Source organism: Coprococcus sp. AF21-14LB (genome assembly GCF_003458885.1).
Classification (GTDB): Bacteria; Bacillota; Clostridia; order Lachnospirales; family Lachnospiraceae; genus UBA9414.
Window position 1 is genome coordinate 1 of the sequence record NZ_QRVX01000052.1, and the last position, 15,072, is coordinate 15,072.

A 15,072-nucleotide genomic window follows, 5' to 3' on the forward strand; every position below is an offset into this window, starting at 1 on the left:
TTTATATCTTCTAAACTCAAACCGTCTATTTCCTTTGCCCGCCTTTGTGCGGGCTATTTTCATTCAAAAGTTCGACGAAAGTCGAACTTTCCTATAAAGTAAAAAAAGCACCAACCATTTCTGATTGATGCTTTCAAATTATTTTGTTTTTGTAAATCTGTTTAATTGCGTATCCACATCTCGTCCACCGTACATAACACGGATAATCGTAACCACTTGTGTATCATCATCCGGAATATATAGAACAAGATAATTGTCTACTGGCGCTACACGTAGCCCTCGACTTTTCCATGGTTCCAATTCATATTGTCGATATCTCTTCGGCATATGATCAAGATCCATAATACATGCCTCAAGCCTATCAAGCTGACCACTTGCATTTTCTGGTGCCTGCAGTTCAAAAGCAATGTATTCCAAGATTCCACGAGGTCTATCTCGGCCTGATCTGAAATCACGATATCATAAATCATAAATTGTAATCCTTGCGGATATCAGCAAAAACAGATTTTGCTGATCTAGTACGACCAGCCTGCATATCCGCATATCCTTTCTCTAGTTCTGCATTCATCTGTGCTTCTGATAATGCACTAACGTCTACAGGACGAGCGGATGGCATTTTCACTTCAAAAGGAAGTCCTCTTTGAAGAATAATTTGTTTGTAAAACATATTTATTGCATTGGATGCAGGAATTCCTAATGCTGCTAAGATTCCTTCTGCCTGTTCTTTTACATCAGGCTCAATACGTGCATATAAATTTGCTGATTTTGTTGCCATAGTAAACACTCCTTTCGAGTTTTCTCTAACTATATTATATCCATTTGTCCTGACGAAAGCAATACAAAATCAGCGTTTTACAAATTGTTTATACTCCAAAATCTACCAGTTGATTAAAATTTGTCGAAGTCCTCCTGAGTCGCCACTTCCTTATATCCTTTATAATCATCGTTACTGTTTTCAGCATACATATCATTCACGAGGCCAATGGTAAGCAAATCCAGGTCTCGGATACTAATCCCCAGCTGTACGCAACGAAGCAAAAATAAAGGTGTTGTCATCGGGCGATCTGTTGGACGAACTTTTTTTTTAGCACTTACATCCGTTTGAACATTAAGACCCCAAAGTTCAATAAGCTGTGGAAGCACCTGATAAATGAAAAATGTATTAAATCCATCCAACCACTCTTCCGGTGTGTCTGGAATATTTGCATCTGCGTGCTTGGCCATCACATACGCAATGTTCTCGAACATCTCAAGAGAGAATGTATCAACATTCATTGATTCACCCGTAATAACTTTTCCTTCTGTATATTCCATTGTATATGCTGGATTTTCACTTGTACCACATCCAGCTAAAGAAGTCACAAGCAAAACAGCCATTGCAAGCATAAATAAAAACTTCTTCATAAACCACTTTCTCCCCATTCCTTTTATTTTCTCAATTCTGCTACCATTCTTTTAAGTATTTCATCAACCTGACCGGCGCGTTGTCTGCGCTGGAAGGAGCCATTTTCTTCTTTGGCAAGCCAGTTAGAAAAATCATATTGCTCATGTGACCAGAGCTTTCTAACATCGACTTCTTCAAGTCTGCCTAATTTTATTGTCGCCATATAAGCCACCTCCACCATATTTAGAACATATAATTATTTTATAACGGCGGTTGATGAAGCAAGTGCTCTTTTGATTGCTCCTTGAGTTCATCATAAATATCACCATAGTCAGTGGCCCATTTCAAATGAAGAAGCATATCATATACTTCATTGTCATCGCTCTCGCTATATTTCATTAGACAAGTTTATAGATGATAACAGCGACGACGATACTAATCGCAGCGGCTGGGAACCAACAGATAACACTTCAACTGAAAACTCAGTTCTCAGTCTTATGATGATCGACGATCTCATCAACGAGGTGTCCCTGAAGTACCCAGAAGCTAAAGCAATCTTCTCTCTTCTGATGGACGATCCACAGATCAGTAATGCTCTGAAGCAGGTCAACTTGAAAAAGGGAAAGAGCCAGACATATGAGTACGTAAAGAAAATGCAGGCATACGCCAAAGAACTCTACAACAAGAATTATCGTTAATTTACAAGCAGCGGCCGGACACCAACTCTCCAGCCGCTTTTTTCTCACTTTTCTTATCGTTACAAGGTGAATCCCAGGGTTCATTTTTCCTTGTTATCTATCCCCTAGTGTCAACCCTACCTTATGGACCAGTTCTCACAAAGCCATTTTCAAACATAAAAAGAAAGGCTTTCCAAGAGCAAACCGTACTCATTAACGATAGCTCTCTGAAAAGCCTTTAATTTACCACATTATTCTTACTTGCCTGGGTTCACCTTTGACATCAAGACAACCGTCTCAACGGTACTTTCATTGTCCCAACAAATATCTGTCGTCTCCCCGTTATTGAAATACACCGGGAAGCGAAACTTGATGTGCTTCAGAAATCTGCCATCCGCCTGCTCCTGCTCATAAATATCCACCTGTTCTACAAAGCTGTTTAAAAATTCTTTTTTCTCCACATCGGTGAACTTATCATATAGTTTATCAAAATACAATAAGAATTGATAGACGTTCTCTTCTGATATTTTTTTCTGTTTGATATTCAGCAGACGGTTCTTGACTTCATTGGTGCTGTTCTCTACACCTTCGATTTCATCATACAGCCGATACAGACGGGTTTCCATATCCTGATATTTTTTCTCATAGAATCTATCCGTAATATCCAGGCTGTCCATCTGCTGACCAAGTCTCGATTTTGCTCCTGTCAGCTGTCTGTGCTGTTTTTCCAAATTTTCGATTTCTTTTTCAATTTCAGCTGTATCAATCCTTGAACCGATCTTTTTTCGGATTGCTTCTTCAAATTTAGGATTCTGTACCAGCTTTCGGATAACCTCTTCAACCGCATTGTTAATCTTATCCTCATTCCATTGCTTGTGGTAACCGCATTTATGACCATCTACCAGGCGGCGATGTTTACACGCATAATAAAAATAGTCCTTATATAAAGTCCCGTCTTTCCTTTTCTTTCGATTCACGTTTCCGTACATCCCACTGCCACACATCGGACATTTCAGGATTCCAGATAAAATATGTTCATGATCCAGGCTGTGTATCTTCTCATATTTCACTCCGGTTTTTTCTCTTTTCTGATGTGCCAGCTCCCAGTCTGTTTCTGAAATAATCCCATCATGAATACCATCGTGTAACATGTAATTTTCCTGCTTTACAATACGATATTCATTTCGTGTTCCGGAAACCTTCTCATTTTTTCTTCGTCCGTAAGCCAGCTTTCCACAGTAAACCGGATTATCCAGAACACCTTTTACAAAAGAAGCAGCAAACGCATCCAGTGTATTATTCTGTCTCTTTTTCTTTTTATATCCGTGTTGATTTAACCATGTGGCAATCGCAGCGATTCCCATATTGGTATGAATGAATTTATCATAGATCAGGCGGATAATCTCTGCTTCATCCTCTGCGATCTGCAATTCTCCATTGATCAGTTCATAACCATAGGGAGCAAATCCACCATTCCATTTTCCCTCTCTGGCTTTCTGCTTACGTCCCTCCATTGTCTGAACAAGGATATTCTCCCGTTCAATCTCAGCTACGGCAGACAATACCGAATCATCAGTTTCCCGCTGTCTTTGGAACTGTCAATACCATCCTCCACACAGATCAGATTTACGCCAAAATCCTGCATCCGCTGCAGAGAACTCAAAACATCTGCCGCATTACGACCGAATCTGGAAAGTTTGAATACCAGTACAAACTGTACATCATCTATACCATTTTCAATATTGTCTAACATCCGTTGAAATTCCGGTCTGCCTTCCACACTTTTACCGGATTTTCCTTCATCCGAAAACTCCTGAATAATCTCCATGTTCTGATACTCAGCATATTTTCTCAGTTTCTCTCTCTGGGCATCCAGACTGTAACCATCCACCTGCATGGTGGTGGAGACTCGTATATATACATAACATCTGATTTTTTTATTTTTCATTGGTATTCACCTCATTGTTTAGAGCATTTCATTGTCCCAACTACATTTTACTATTCGTTCCAACTGTATTCAATATCTGATCTCCATAAATTTTTAAATCTCATTGACATATTTCCCCCTAAAACATATAATAATGATAGAGACAGGAATACCTGTCATCGAAAATATTGTCCGCTCACCGCTGGCGGCTTATAAGTAAACGGCTCGAAAATATGGTTCGCTCACCGGAAGCGTCTAACAAATGTCCGGCTTGAAAATTCTCAGCCCTGTCGCATGGCAGGGCTGATTTTTATAGGTGATGAAATGATTTATCAGGAAGGTTACGTCTACCACATAAAAGATGAATATTTTGAAAAAGTACAGGATGGGCATCTCATGCAGAATAAGGAAAACGGAACATACCGTCCTACTTTTTATTGCCTTCGGGATGAAAAGACCTCCTTACTGTGGATGGTTCCATTAAGCTCACGGGTACAAAAATATAAAACCATTTACGATAAACAAACACAAAAATATGGACGCTGCCTAACCATCGTCCTTGGTGAATTTGATGGAAAAGAAGCGGCATTCCTTCTTCAGAATATGTTTCCTGTCAGAGATTATTATCTCGATCATATACATACACGGAACAACAATCCTGTTCCAGTAAAACACATACTCCACAAAGAAATCAGCACTAATATGAAACGTCTCCGTCAGCTCCATGCCAGAGGGAAAAAGGTTGTATTCCCTGACATCGACCGTCTGGAGCAACTCATGCTTACAGAAATACAGATTCAAGATGCAGAATGATATTTTTTATAAAAGAAAGCGGTAGCCCTGAATTTTTCATCTCAGGAAGCTACCGCTTCTTTCTCCTTTTCATTTTCTTCCTTCTCCTGTCCATTGTTTTCCTTATCTTCCTCCAGTTCCCGGAGCAGCTCTTCGCCATATTTGTCTAGCATTCGCACAAGAAAATCAATGCACCGTTCAAATTCTATATTCTGTTTCACAAGCTTCTCCTTCCCTGTTTTTTAGCTATAGTCATCTTACAAGAAAGTTTCTAGATTCTCATTGAACAGAAATTGAGTGCTGATTGACTGTTGTTATGCCATTGTCGTTCACAATTCGGAAAGTCCATTGTGTAGAACATATGTTTGTGATAAAATATAGAAAATCTAGTACCAGATACAAACAGAATGATAGGTAAAGGTGGGATTGTGATTGAATCGTTGTGATTTTAGTTCCATAATGACATGCTTAAAGGATCATATCAGCGAAAGTAACCAGATGAGTCAGCCTGAGTTTTTATACGAAATATTTGAAGATTTTATGGACAGTTCGGAAGGCAGTGATTTTTCATTGGATAATGGACTGGTCTGTCGTTGGATGACGGGACAGGCGAAGATCAGTCCCAAAATTTCTTCTTACTATGCCAAACCAAAGAGCCAGGAGAGACTTGCCGAGACAATTCAGAAAAATCTTCTGCCCCTGATGGCCGACTGCAATAAAGCATTGCAGGATGTTTACAACCTGTCTATGCAGGATGCTTCCATCTCGGAAGCAAAAAAGAAAAAACTGGCAAGCCTGTACAGACCTACGGATACACGGCTCCTTTTTCTCGCAAAGCTGATTTCCTTTGGTATGGAGCGCCCATTTGTCAAGAGGAATACCAAAAACCAGAAGCTGATCGCAGGCGGTGACCTTTCCCCGGCTGTCCTTGATTATATCATGGACAGCGAAGTGCCAAGACCATGCCGGCATTTTGTCGGAAGGGAAGAAGAACTGGAAGAATTACATACTATGCTGGAAGAAAACAGTAAGGTATTTCTCTATGGGATTGCCGGGATCGGAAAAAGTGAACTGGCAAAAGCGTATGCGAAACAATACAAAAAATATTACACAAATATCCTTTATGCGGAATATACCGGTGATTTATATCAATCGGTTACTGACCTGGATTTTACGGATGATCTGCCGGAAGACAGCGAAGAAGAACGTTTTCGGAAACACAACCGTTTTCTCCGTTCGCTGAAAGATGATACCTTGCTCATTATAGACAATTTCAATGCTACGGCTACACAGGACAGTTTTCTGCCTGTGATGCTGAAATACCGGTGCCGGATCCTTTTTACAACAAGGAGTAAATTAGACGGCCACTGTATCCTGCAGTTAAAAGAGATCCGAGAAACCTCAGCCCTTTTTCAGTTAGTATCCGCATTTTATACAGAATCTGAAGAACACCGGGTTCTTGTGAAAGAGATTATTGAAACAGTTCACCGCCACACCTTTGCGGTAGAACTTGCAGCCAAACTTCTGGAAAATGGGATCCTGCATCCGGAGCAATTACTGACCAAACTCCGTGACGAGAAAGCATCCCTCGAAAACGAAGATAAGATCAGTGCCATCAAAGACGGGCAGAACAGCAAAGCAACTTACTATCACCATATCCATACGCTGTTTTCCCTTTATTCCCTCTCTCAGGAACAGCAGGATATCCTGCGGGATCTGTGTTTCCTGCCCCTCACCGGCATCTCTGCCCGTATCTTTGCTGACTGGCTCGGGTTCACTACTTTAAACGAGATAAACGATCTGATCGAGACCGGTTTTGTCCAGGCAAATACCCGGCATACCATCTCCCTGCATCCGATGATCCAGGAGATCACGCTTTCTGAAACCCGGCCTTCGGTCACGAGCTGCCACTCTTTACTGGATTCTATCCAAAAAAGATGCCTGATGCATGGTACCGAAGTCAGCTATCATAAAAAAATGTTTCAGACTGTGGAAAATATCATGCACCTGATCGAAAAAGATGATGTTCCCAGATACCTGGTTTTTTTGGAAGATATTTTTCCGTATATGGAAAAATTCCACTACCAGAAGGGGATGAAAGAGATCCTCCGAGAATAAAACAGCTTTTAAAAGGAGGCCATCATGGTACCGCTGCTGACCAGGCACTGCTGCTGGATTATCAGGCAGCCATGGAAGAAAAAACAGAAAAAGCGATCCGACTGGAAAAGGAAGCCCTTATGCAGATCAAAGAGATCACTGCAGAGAATGCCCACCTTGTCTCCAATCTCCATGCAAATCTCGGAGGTCTTTACCGTATGAACGGTCAGGCAGCGCTTGCAAAAGAACACATGGAAAAAGGACTGCTCCTGCTGGAACAATATCAGCTGCTTCCTTCCAATGACAGCCTCCCGCAGATCAACAATTATGCCGCCCTGTTGACAGAAATGCAGGAACCTGACCGGGCAATGTCGGTCCTACGGAAACTGGTACGTATCATCAAGGACTATAATTCCGATCACTGTCTGGATTATGCGCAGGTTCAGGAATCCATGGGAAATATCTGTCTGATCACAGCGGATGTTTCAAGGGCAAAAACTCATTTTAAAAAAGCCATGAAGATCTACGAAGATGTCTGGGCTGACGAACCGGAGCTGATTGAACAAAAATATAAAGAAATCCAGGAATTATATCCTCAGATCGGTATTGCACTGGCAAAAGGAATTCTGACTTCCCAAAATAAGCAAGTATAATTTTACGGCGGACAATTTACCCGCCGTAATTTATTATTCGAACTCCACTTTTATATTTGTACGCTTACAATTAATGTGAATTATCAGTTCGTTTTTTGTATTATTTTTATCATTTTATATGCACTATCCATTTCGTCTATAATATTTATGTAGCCAAAATGTAGCCACCGTTTTTTATTCACCTCATTTATCTGTTAACGAATTTTCTATTCACAATAAATTTCATCTGATGGCTTACGCGGCTTTTTCTATCAATATAATGCTACTTTACTTTTCAGTGTCCCAAGCGCTTTCCACCCTTATGTATGGATTCACGCCGGTATTTACTTCAATTACATCAGTTATTTTGCTTTACTGATTTTCTGTTGCCAAAATGTTGCCACAAAATCAATTACAATACTTACTCTAAATACGCCCTCATATTTATTCGAACTCGCAGAGTCTGGTTTGATTCAGATTATTTCAATACAGTTATCTATACTATTGTGTATTGATAAACCACACCTTTTCCACACATTATTTTTCGTTTCACATATTTTTAGTACCAATCCAGTACCATTGCATTTTTTCATTATTGTGTGTAGTTCCGGTGGCTTGCAGGTTCGTTTGCCATTCACAGAATAAATTTCTGTCGGTTTGCAAGTCCACCTATGGAAATTATAATCTCCAAGCGATATTTCTGCAAGGAAAAATTTTGTGGTACTAATCGTTAGTACCACGATTGTTTTCTATGTACTGAGCGAAATCAATTACCTTTGCTGGCTTTCTCTTAGCAGCAATCCCTAGTCGTTCCATGTCTAATTTAAAAAGTTCACTCGGATATCCATACGCATCAAATCCCTCTGGCTGGCAGATATCTCTGTTCAGATACTCACTAAGTTCCCACTGATACTTTGCTTCTTTCTCCAGCTTCTTACCAAAATACTGTGCATTCATTACCATTCTGTTAATGCCGCCAACCGATTTCCTACCATGAGTTTTTGTTACAGTTGTATCGCCTGACATTTTAAAATACAGCCCTATCTGATCCTCGGAATATCCCATTTCCTGCATCACGCCATGAATCACACGGCTGATATACATTGTATAGTAATTCCAGTTTCTTGGTTCAATATCTGTCATTGCTATTGTATAACGATTACTGGCATTCACAATAAACACGACATTTCTTCGTTTTATTTTCGTCAAATGTGTATCCCAGCAGAACACAAGTGAAGCACGTACCTTGAGTAATCTGCTCAATACATACAAATGATCTACTGATGGTAAAATGCTGCCCCTAAACCATCGATATATAGGCTGTGGGCATGACAAATGCAATATTTTCTGGATATCTTTGACTGTATAACCGGATCCATCAAATAACTCTTTCAGTAATATTGCCGTTCTTTCCATATCAATATTCCCATACATAAGCATATGCTCCTTCTAGCAAAACTCACCTTCTGTCCAATCAAATGGATAATCCGGATCTTCCCAATATTCTTCTTTGCACCATAGTCTTTCATGCACATGAAAGCGTTCCCTCGCCAGTTTTTCCTTTTCGTTATATTATTTATGGCAGAACGGAATATATATTTCTGCCTCCCCTTTAGTACATGATACATTTTGCAAACGTGATCCACAATTTTGGAAAACTGAATCGATATCATATATCCATTTACGTGGCTGTTCCTTCTGTTGACTATGCTCATATACTCTTTCAAAATATTGTTTCCATGTATATCTTCTGCCATATTCATCATAAATGCTATAACACTTTTATTTTTTAGGCAAAACTCTTCCAGTTCCTTATCGTAAGTGTATACTTCCTTGTACAGGCAACTGAATTGACCAAAGTAGTAATCGGTTATTTTATGGTACACAGTAATGTATGGCTGGTTCAGATGGTATAAGGCAAGGGCTCAGAAAGAAGACCTGTTCCTCATAAAATGCGTTCTTTGCCTCAACCGTCAGGTCATCCAGTTCCGAGAAAACATCATGGTAGTTTTTAGGGATTTGTTCTCACCGAACGCTTCTATCCTGCTTCCATCCACAAATTCCACCTGAAAGCTCATGGAATATCCGTCTAAGACATTGGGATCGCTTCCACGAAAGCCTGCCCAGGATGCCACATCATAGGTTTCCAAAACCCTGCGTGCTTTATCAAGAGTCTCTGCATCCACCGGATAGTCAAAAAGCTCCTCTTCTTCCCCATCCCAGGCTCTATCCGTACCAGCGCTTTCTCCCCCTGCCGGATCAGGCTTACACTCCTGATTAGCTCCATCATCGTTCCATGCACATAATACGTCAATTCCTGAATATCCGGAAGCGGTGTACTCTGACTGTTTTCTGGATTCTCCATGTTCTCTGTGTCACTTCCTGCCATCGTGACTTCCGGAACTTTATCCTGCTTATTTCCAGTCCACTTTCCGCAGCCTGCGATCAACACCGCCCATGTAGTAAATGCCATCAGCAATAACCAGCCTTTCTTTCCTTTTTTCATAAGCCACTTCCATCTTCTTTTTGATCACGCTTCTTCAAAAGCATTCGGATGCCTGTTGACAGCAATAAAATAGTTAGCACAACTCTGAAAATACTGACTCCACCAGAAGACATGCCACTTTTTTTGAGTGCAGTTTTTTTATCCAGTTCTCCGCTTAGCATATTGGGTGTCGCCCCTTTTACATAAGTCAGGGTTCCCTGCTCCTGAATGCCGATTACTGTCACCATATCCCCATCGCTCTGATACGGAACAGAATATTGATAACGCCGATCGCCCTCCTCAAAGATTTCTCTGCCCATTCGCTGGGTTCCGATAAATTTTTCACCGCGGTATTTCCGGTCTGTAAGAATCGCAAGTCCTGCCTCCGATAGCGTCTCCTCATCAAATTCGTATTCTCTTCCCAGCATAAGCTGTTCGATAAATTCCTCGGACAGATGATAATCTCCCACATCTGCTGCGCCCTGGAAGATTTCCATTCCGCCCACGCCCAGATCGGAATTCCATTCCATATTTTCCTCTGTTGCCGGGAGATTCCACTTTTTCAGTTTCATTTTTTTTGCACTTCGCATAGCACGTGGGGCATAGATCGTAAGTCCCAGTTCGTCATCATAAGCCGGTTCCAGAACCTTCAGCTCTCCGCAGACAATCACAATCTTTCCATCATTTGCCGGATCATAGCTGCCCTGTCCCACATATACCACATCATCCACTTTTCCTTGAATGGCCACACGCTTTGTACCACACGATCTTACTGTAGAGACAGCACAAAGTAAGCCGAGCAGTATCACGATAACTGCACCTGTTTTTCTATTTTTTCTTGGTTTCTGGGTTTTCTTCATCTTCACACCCCTTTCTTTCCAAATCATACATCACTGCTCTTTACTGTCGCTTTATGGCCAGGGATTCATGATCATATAAACAGTCATGACAAATAATGGTAATACAATGAATAACGGCAGCGCCCAGTTTCCCATTGTCTCCCTGACATTCTTCCAACGCATAAGTAAAGTTTTCCTGTTCTCCCTCTTCTGGTGAATGCGTTTTCGTTTTCCATTTTCCAGAAGCTGAAAGATCACTGGTGAATCATAAACCTCAATTCGCCCAAATACGGCAAATCCTACCATAGAAATCGGAAGTGCCAGACACAGCCAGATGATATTGTAACTATAATCCAGCTGCTGGAACAGGGTCCAGTCACCGGAACCCATACACTTAAATGCAGTAAGGATCCATGCCAGAATGCAAGTGGAAGCATTCACCAGCAGAAGGATCATCACAATCTTTACGATACGCCCCGGAGAGTAGAATCCCAGCTGTACCGGAAGTTCCTTTCCGCCAATAGTTTCAAAGAACACCGGTTTTATGGAGTCTTCTGGTTTCTTCTTTTCTTCTTCGCTGATACTTTTAAGAATCTTTCTTCGAACTCTGGCCTCTCTTCCCTTACTGAACACCGTAAACAGAATCAGCGCCGCCACCAGTCCAGCCATGCCAACCAGTTCAAACAGTTCCTTCAGATCCATCGGCACTCCGCCATAATTCCGGAATGCAAAAAAGAAAAAAATCATCACTGCCAGCGTTCCAAGAAGCGGCTCGATCACCCAGGGATAGGTCCTGGTTTCTTTTTCCGCCAATACAGATACTTTGCCTGTCTGCCCGTTCACTGCCGCCTGCACTTCTCCGCAATCCATAAAATAGACCGGAAGAAATGCCGGCAGACGAAGCAATGCTTCTGACTCCGGACACAATGCCAGACCGGTTGTCTGCATCGTGTGCTCCACAGTCGGGCGATATTCCTCTGCCACCTCTTCAAACACACGGCGTCTTAACTCCGCGCCATCTGCTGTCGGAATCTCTGCTGCATGGCCTGCAATATATCCAAATTGAAATGGCTCCAGTTCATCCCACAAAAATGGTTCCATTCCATTTAATAACAGATTGTTGCAGCGATCCGTCACATTGACTGCCACATGCTCCAGAAATCCTCCGCATTCATAATGTCTGTTGGAATTGTCTCTGGTCACGACAAAACGGATAGGTCCGCGGATCAGTTCATATGGCAGATAAATTCCTTTTAATTTTTTCTTATTTTCCTTTAAAATCTGAGCTTCGCTTTTATCATGATGCTGCTCGATCCATTCATCCAGTCGTTTTTCTGCCTGCTTCCGATTCAGTTTAAAAGGAATCAGCATCTCCGGGAAACCTTCTCCCATCTGGACATCCGAGCGCAGAACCTTGGACTGGCAGAAAATGCAGGTCTCTGCCACTTCATGTTCTTTCACAATCACCCGTGCTCCACAATTCGGGCACTCACAGGCAATCGTCTGACTGTCCGGAAGTTCCTGCTCTAACAAAGTTTTTGTAAGGCTCCGAAATTCCCGAAGCTTTTTTAGCGGAATCTCTGTTCCTGTATTTCCTCCACAGTTCGGACAGTGGTAATTCTGTGTCACAACGTCAAACTGGGCAGGTGCGCCACAGGTGGCACAATGAATGGTCATAATCTTTCCCTGATTCATACCCTATCCTCCCTTGATCCTGTTTTTATGCCCAAGGATCTGCTTCTTTTGGTATACGGATTCCGGTTAAGAGCTGCTGTTCCCACAAGAACCACTGTCCTGTAGATGGTTTATTCCGGAGCTTTAATGGTCTCGGACTGTCTGCGCCACTACACACGACATATAAATTAAGATACCCTTCCCCTATCTGGCTTCTGCTATATGCATTTTCCAATACAACAACCCGATACGGCTGTACTGGAGTATAATTATTTTCCGGAGAAGACCCGGAAAAATAGGAACGCATCAGATACTCTTTTCCACGAAATCTGTCTCTTATAAACTGTTTGTCAATTCCATTTAACGGTCTGGGACCCCGCAGAAAATCCAGCATTTTTTCTGTTTCAGATGGATTCTCAGGATAAAGGGCAAGTGATGCTACAGTTAAAGCAGCCACTTCCTCCGGGTTTGTCAATCCTGCCTGTGGCATTGCCTGTAATTCCTGTAATGTTTTTGGTAGTTTGTTTAATGTTATCTCGCTCATAATATCCCTCCTTTAGATTGGTTCCCATTCTCCGGTCAGATCATCCATTCGATAAACTAATCCAGATGAAGATACCGCATAATAATATTCTGCTACAAACTGATCGGGATGCTCTGTTCCAAGGGCAAAAAGTACACAAGCTTCCCCTCGGATCGTATCCATGCCGTCCACATCCCGGATTGCCATACCAAGTTCCAGTCTCTCCTGTACTTCAGATTGTGCAAGCAGTACATCGATTTCATTGCTGGAATAATCGTAATTCTCCCCAGCCGCTGCTACAGGATGCAAATAGAATTTTTCCACTGACCCGCTCGTAAATGGGAAAAAAGCTTCTCCTTCCATTTCATGAATGGTCAGGCATTCTCCATCCAACTCCAGCCAGATCGTACCACTTCGGGTGCCATCCGGCGTGTTCAGCCAGAATTCCAGAGATTCCCCAAGTGGATCCCCATATGCATAATTGCCATCCCAGAAAAAACGGATATCCTCCATCTCTCCATCCAAAAGTCCCCCATAATACCACATGTCCAAGGGATATCCATCCTCACCGGTCATGAAAGTAACGCTGTAAAAATAAGGTTCACCAGCATCCGTTTTAGCAGAATCGCAATACCAGCTTCCCTCCATTCCATAGAGATATCCCTCCTCCGGCATATAGGAACCCGATAAGAGCTGCTTTACTCCGTCTGTCGGCTCAATCTCTCCGGCATAAGTAAGATAATAAGGATGCCAGGAAACTTCCCTGCTTCCTTTTCTGGCTGTGACCTGTACATTGGAATAAAGATCACTGAGATTACACTGCAAGATCAGAGGAAGACCATCGTCGCTTTCCCATAACAGATCTTCTGTACGGCTCTCCGTAAAGTCATCATTCCAGCTGCAGGACTCTATGGATATCTTCCACCCATCTTCTGCCGGAACGATCACATACCACTCATCCCCTGTATATTCTATGATATGGTCTTCTGGAATCCCGTCCAAATACGGATAGGTCTCAGCTCTTTGATATTCTTTTCCCGGAAAGCTGTAGTCTGGCGTATAACCCAGAAATGAGGCTCCAAATGCTGCCCCATAATCTCGCAGCCATTCCTGTTCTTCCACCAATGCCGCTTTCCCCGCCTCCGTAAGCCAGGAAGTCGTACCTTCTTTTTGGAACTCTCCCAAATCCGGGGATTCCGTATGGTCACTCGTGGTCGATTCTTCTTCCGGTTCCACATAGTCTGGATTGGTCATTCCCAACCCGCCGTCTTTAATATCCAGGAAGGCGCAGCCGGTAAGAAATGTACAGAACAATACCAGTATTGTCAGAAGCACGCCTTCCTTTTTTCCAGTTCTTCTTTTCTTTCCCATTTGCTGTCCCTCTTCATATCATTATAAAAATTATAACTTCTTCAAAATATTAGCCACCATAATCTGAATAATCTTCTATCAGACGCACGGTATGATAAGCTTCTGTCCCATACATCTGGATCATCAGATCGTTCCAGTGAATAGATGGATAAAACCAGGCAAATTCCTGTCCGGACACATCCTCGATTACATAGCCGTCGGGCGAATTATATACATACATTGCTTCCTTTGTGTAATAGGGATTCATCTCTTGATCGTACACGGTATAATCCACTGTTCCGACCTCAAGCCGCTCGTCCGGACTGTTGAAAAATCCAGAATCTCCTGCTCCACTATACATATTGAAACTCCAGGTCTCATATCCTTCTCTCTCTGAATATGCCGGCATGGACTCATAAAGCCCTGGTGTAATCAGCAGCATCCCTATCTGCCACAATTTTCTGCCATTTTCATCTGTATACCAGCCATCCGGAGTCATATGGTTACGCAGAATATTTCCTGTTTCATCCAGATATCTGTCAGTCCCATCTATTTCTGTTTTCCAGCAGGAAGCATCTTTTTTCCTGTAGTAATCCCCTTGCATAAATGGAATATATGCTGTACCGAAATCTACAGAAAGGACATCTCCCGAAAGTGTATAACTGCCGTTATATCCTGGGTTGCTGAGACTG

14 protein-coding genes and 3 pseudogenes are annotated in these 15,072 nt (G+C 42.1%); 4 read left to right on the top strand and 13 right to left on the bottom strand.

Annotated features, from left to right (window positions below):
• Nucleotides 1-138: 138 nt before the first annotated feature.
• From DWX73_RS11075 to DWX73_RS11090, 4 genes and pseudogenes are all read right to left on the bottom strand, one after another.
• A pseudogene (locus tag DWX73_RS11075) lies at nucleotides 139-470 on the bottom strand (type II toxin-antitoxin system RelE/ParE family toxin).
• Nucleotides 467-775 (bottom strand): type II toxin-antitoxin system RelB/DinJ family antitoxin, encoded by a 309-nt coding sequence (locus tag DWX73_RS11080; RefSeq protein WP_118348823.1) that lies wholly within the window; start codon nucleotides 773-775, stop codon nucleotides 467-469. Before DWX73_RS11080 ends, DWX73_RS11075 begins: the two are co-directional and overlap by 4 nt.
• A gap of 305 nt (nucleotides 776-1,080) precedes the next feature.
• A pseudogene (locus tag DWX73_RS15615) lies at nucleotides 1,081-1,281 on the bottom strand (hypothetical protein); the annotation flags it as partial.
• Nucleotides 1,282-1,427: 146 nt separating this feature from the next.
• Nucleotides 1,428-1,607, bottom strand: coding sequence for a hypothetical protein (locus DWX73_RS11090; protein ID WP_118348824.1), 180 nt, complete (start codon nucleotides 1,605-1,607; stop codon nucleotides 1,428-1,430).
• 274 nt (nucleotides 1,608-1,881) lie between these two features.
• On the opposite strand from DWX73_RS11090, the gene DWX73_RS14125 reads away from it, so the two are divergent.
• Entirely contained in the window at nucleotides 1,882-2,082 is a 201-nt protein-coding gene (locus DWX73_RS14125) for a hypothetical protein (protein ID WP_242996859.1), read from the top strand.
• A 236-nt stretch (nucleotides 2,083-2,318) separates the two neighbouring features.
• Here the strand turns inward: DWX73_RS14125 and DWX73_RS11100 are convergent.
• Nucleotides 2,319-4,009 (bottom strand): annotated as a pseudogene (locus DWX73_RS11100) (recombinase family protein).
• Between the two features lie 273 nt (nucleotides 4,010-4,282).
• On the opposite strand from DWX73_RS11100, the gene cptIN reads away from it, so the two are divergent.
• Nucleotides 4,283-4,801, top strand: a complete 519-nt coding sequence (cptIN, locus tag DWX73_RS11105) for a type III toxin-antitoxin system CptIN family toxin (protein ID WP_242996861.1) — start codon at nucleotides 4,283-4,285, stop codon at nucleotides 4,799-4,801.
• 41 nt (nucleotides 4,802-4,842) lie between these two features.
• Here cptIN and DWX73_RS13665 read toward each other — a convergent pair whose 3' ends face one another.
• Nucleotides 4,843-5,001 (bottom strand): hypothetical protein, encoded by a 159-nt coding sequence (locus DWX73_RS13665; RefSeq protein WP_199413556.1) that lies wholly within the window; start codon nucleotides 4,999-5,001, stop codon nucleotides 4,843-4,845.
• Nucleotides 5,002-5,212: 211 nt separating this feature from the next.
• Between DWX73_RS13665 and DWX73_RS11110 the strand changes: the two genes are divergently transcribed.
• Nucleotides 5,213-6,898 carry an ATP-binding protein gene (locus DWX73_RS11110; protein ID WP_242996863.1) on the top strand — a complete coding sequence of 562 codons (1,686 nt, stop codon included), beginning with the start codon at nucleotides 5,213-5,215 and terminating at the stop codon, nucleotides 6,896-6,898.
• 71 nt (nucleotides 6,899-6,969) lie between these two features.
• Entirely contained in the window at nucleotides 6,970-7,530 is a 561-nt protein-coding gene (locus tag DWX73_RS15805) for a tetratricopeptide repeat protein (RefSeq protein WP_242996864.1), read from the top strand.
• A gap of 702 nt (nucleotides 7,531-8,232) precedes the next feature.
• On the opposite strand, the gene DWX73_RS11115 is transcribed toward DWX73_RS15805, so the two are convergent.
• The 7 genes from DWX73_RS11115 to DWX73_RS13575 form a co-directional block, all read right to left on the bottom strand.
• Nucleotides 8,233-8,943, bottom strand: coding sequence for a helix-turn-helix domain-containing protein (locus tag DWX73_RS11115; protein ID WP_242996866.1), 711 nt, complete (start codon nucleotides 8,941-8,943; stop codon nucleotides 8,233-8,235).
• Between the two features lie 655 nt (nucleotides 8,944-9,598).
• Nucleotides 9,599-10,015, bottom strand: a complete 417-nt coding sequence (locus DWX73_RS11125) for a hypothetical protein (RefSeq protein ID WP_118348826.1) — start codon at nucleotides 10,013-10,015, stop codon at nucleotides 9,599-9,601.
• Complete coding sequence (locus DWX73_RS11130; protein WP_118348827.1) at nucleotides 10,012-10,881, bottom strand: hypothetical protein; 870 nt, start codon at nucleotides 10,879-10,881, stop codon at nucleotides 10,012-10,014. Before DWX73_RS11130 ends, DWX73_RS11125 begins: the two co-directional genes overlap by 4 nt.
• 24 nt (nucleotides 10,882-10,905) lie before the next feature.
• Entirely contained in the window at nucleotides 10,906-12,528 is a 1,623-nt protein-coding gene (locus DWX73_RS11135; protein ID WP_118348828.1) for a hypothetical protein, read from the bottom strand.
• A 25-nt stretch (nucleotides 12,529-12,553) separates the two neighbouring features.
• The gene (locus DWX73_RS11140; protein ID WP_118348829.1) at nucleotides 12,554-13,051 is read right to left on the bottom strand and encodes a DUF6935 domain-containing protein; all 498 of its coding nucleotides are present in this window, start codon (nucleotides 13,049-13,051) and stop codon (nucleotides 12,554-12,556) included.
• A 12-nt stretch (nucleotides 13,052-13,063) separates the two neighbouring features.
• The gene (locus DWX73_RS11145) at nucleotides 13,064-14,401 is read right to left on the bottom strand and encodes a hypothetical protein (RefSeq protein ID WP_118348830.1); all 1,338 of its coding nucleotides are present in this window, start codon (nucleotides 14,399-14,401) and stop codon (nucleotides 13,064-13,066) included.
• A gap of 49 nt (nucleotides 14,402-14,450) precedes the next feature.
• A partial coding sequence (locus DWX73_RS13575; protein WP_158556861.1) for a hypothetical protein occupies nucleotides 14,451-15,072 on the bottom strand: 622 nt, incomplete at its 5' end.

What these genes read in the sequence shown, in the direction of transcription:
- DWX73_RS11135 (WP_118348828.1), bottom strand. Translation starts at nt 12,528, where the DNA reads ATGAATCAGGGAAAGATTATGACCATTCATTGTGCCACCTGTGGCGCA.
- DWX73_RS11080 (WP_118348823.1), bottom strand. Translation starts at nt 775, where the DNA reads ATGGCAACAAAATCAGCAAATTTATATGCACGTATTGAGCCTGATGTA.
- DWX73_RS11115 (WP_242996866.1), bottom strand. Translation starts at nt 8,943, where the DNA reads ATGTATGGGAATATTGATATGGAAAGAACGGCAATATTACTGAAAGAG.
- DWX73_RS11130 (WP_118348827.1), bottom strand. Translation starts at nt 10,881, where the DNA reads ATGATTTGGAAAGAAAGGGGTGTGAAGATGAAGAAAACCCAGAAACCA.
- DWX73_RS15805 (WP_242996864.1), top strand. Translation starts at nt 6,970, where the DNA reads ATGGAAGAAAAAACAGAAAAAGCGATCCGACTGGAAAAGGAAGCCCTT.
- DWX73_RS11145 (WP_118348830.1), bottom strand. Translation starts at nt 14,401, where the DNA reads ATGGGAAAGAAAAGAAGAACTGGAAAAAAGGAAGGCGTGCTTCTGACA.
- DWX73_RS11090 (WP_118348824.1), bottom strand. Translation starts at nt 1,607, where the DNA reads ATGGCGACAATAAAATTAGGCAGACTTGAAGAAGTCGATGTTAGAAAG.
- cptIN (WP_242996861.1), top strand. Translation starts at nt 4,283, where the DNA reads ATGGCAGGGCTGATTTTTATAGGTGATGAAATGATTTATCAGGAAGGT.
- DWX73_RS14125 (WP_242996859.1), top strand. Translation starts at nt 1,882, where the DNA reads ATGATGATCGACGATCTCATCAACGAGGTGTCCCTGAAGTACCCAGAA.
- DWX73_RS11125 (WP_118348826.1), bottom strand. Translation starts at nt 10,015, where the DNA reads ATGAAAAAAGGAAAGAAAGGCTGGTTATTGCTGATGGCATTTACTACA.
- DWX73_RS11140 (WP_118348829.1), bottom strand. Translation starts at nt 13,051, where the DNA reads ATGAGCGAGATAACATTAAACAAACTACCAAAAACATTACAGGAATTA.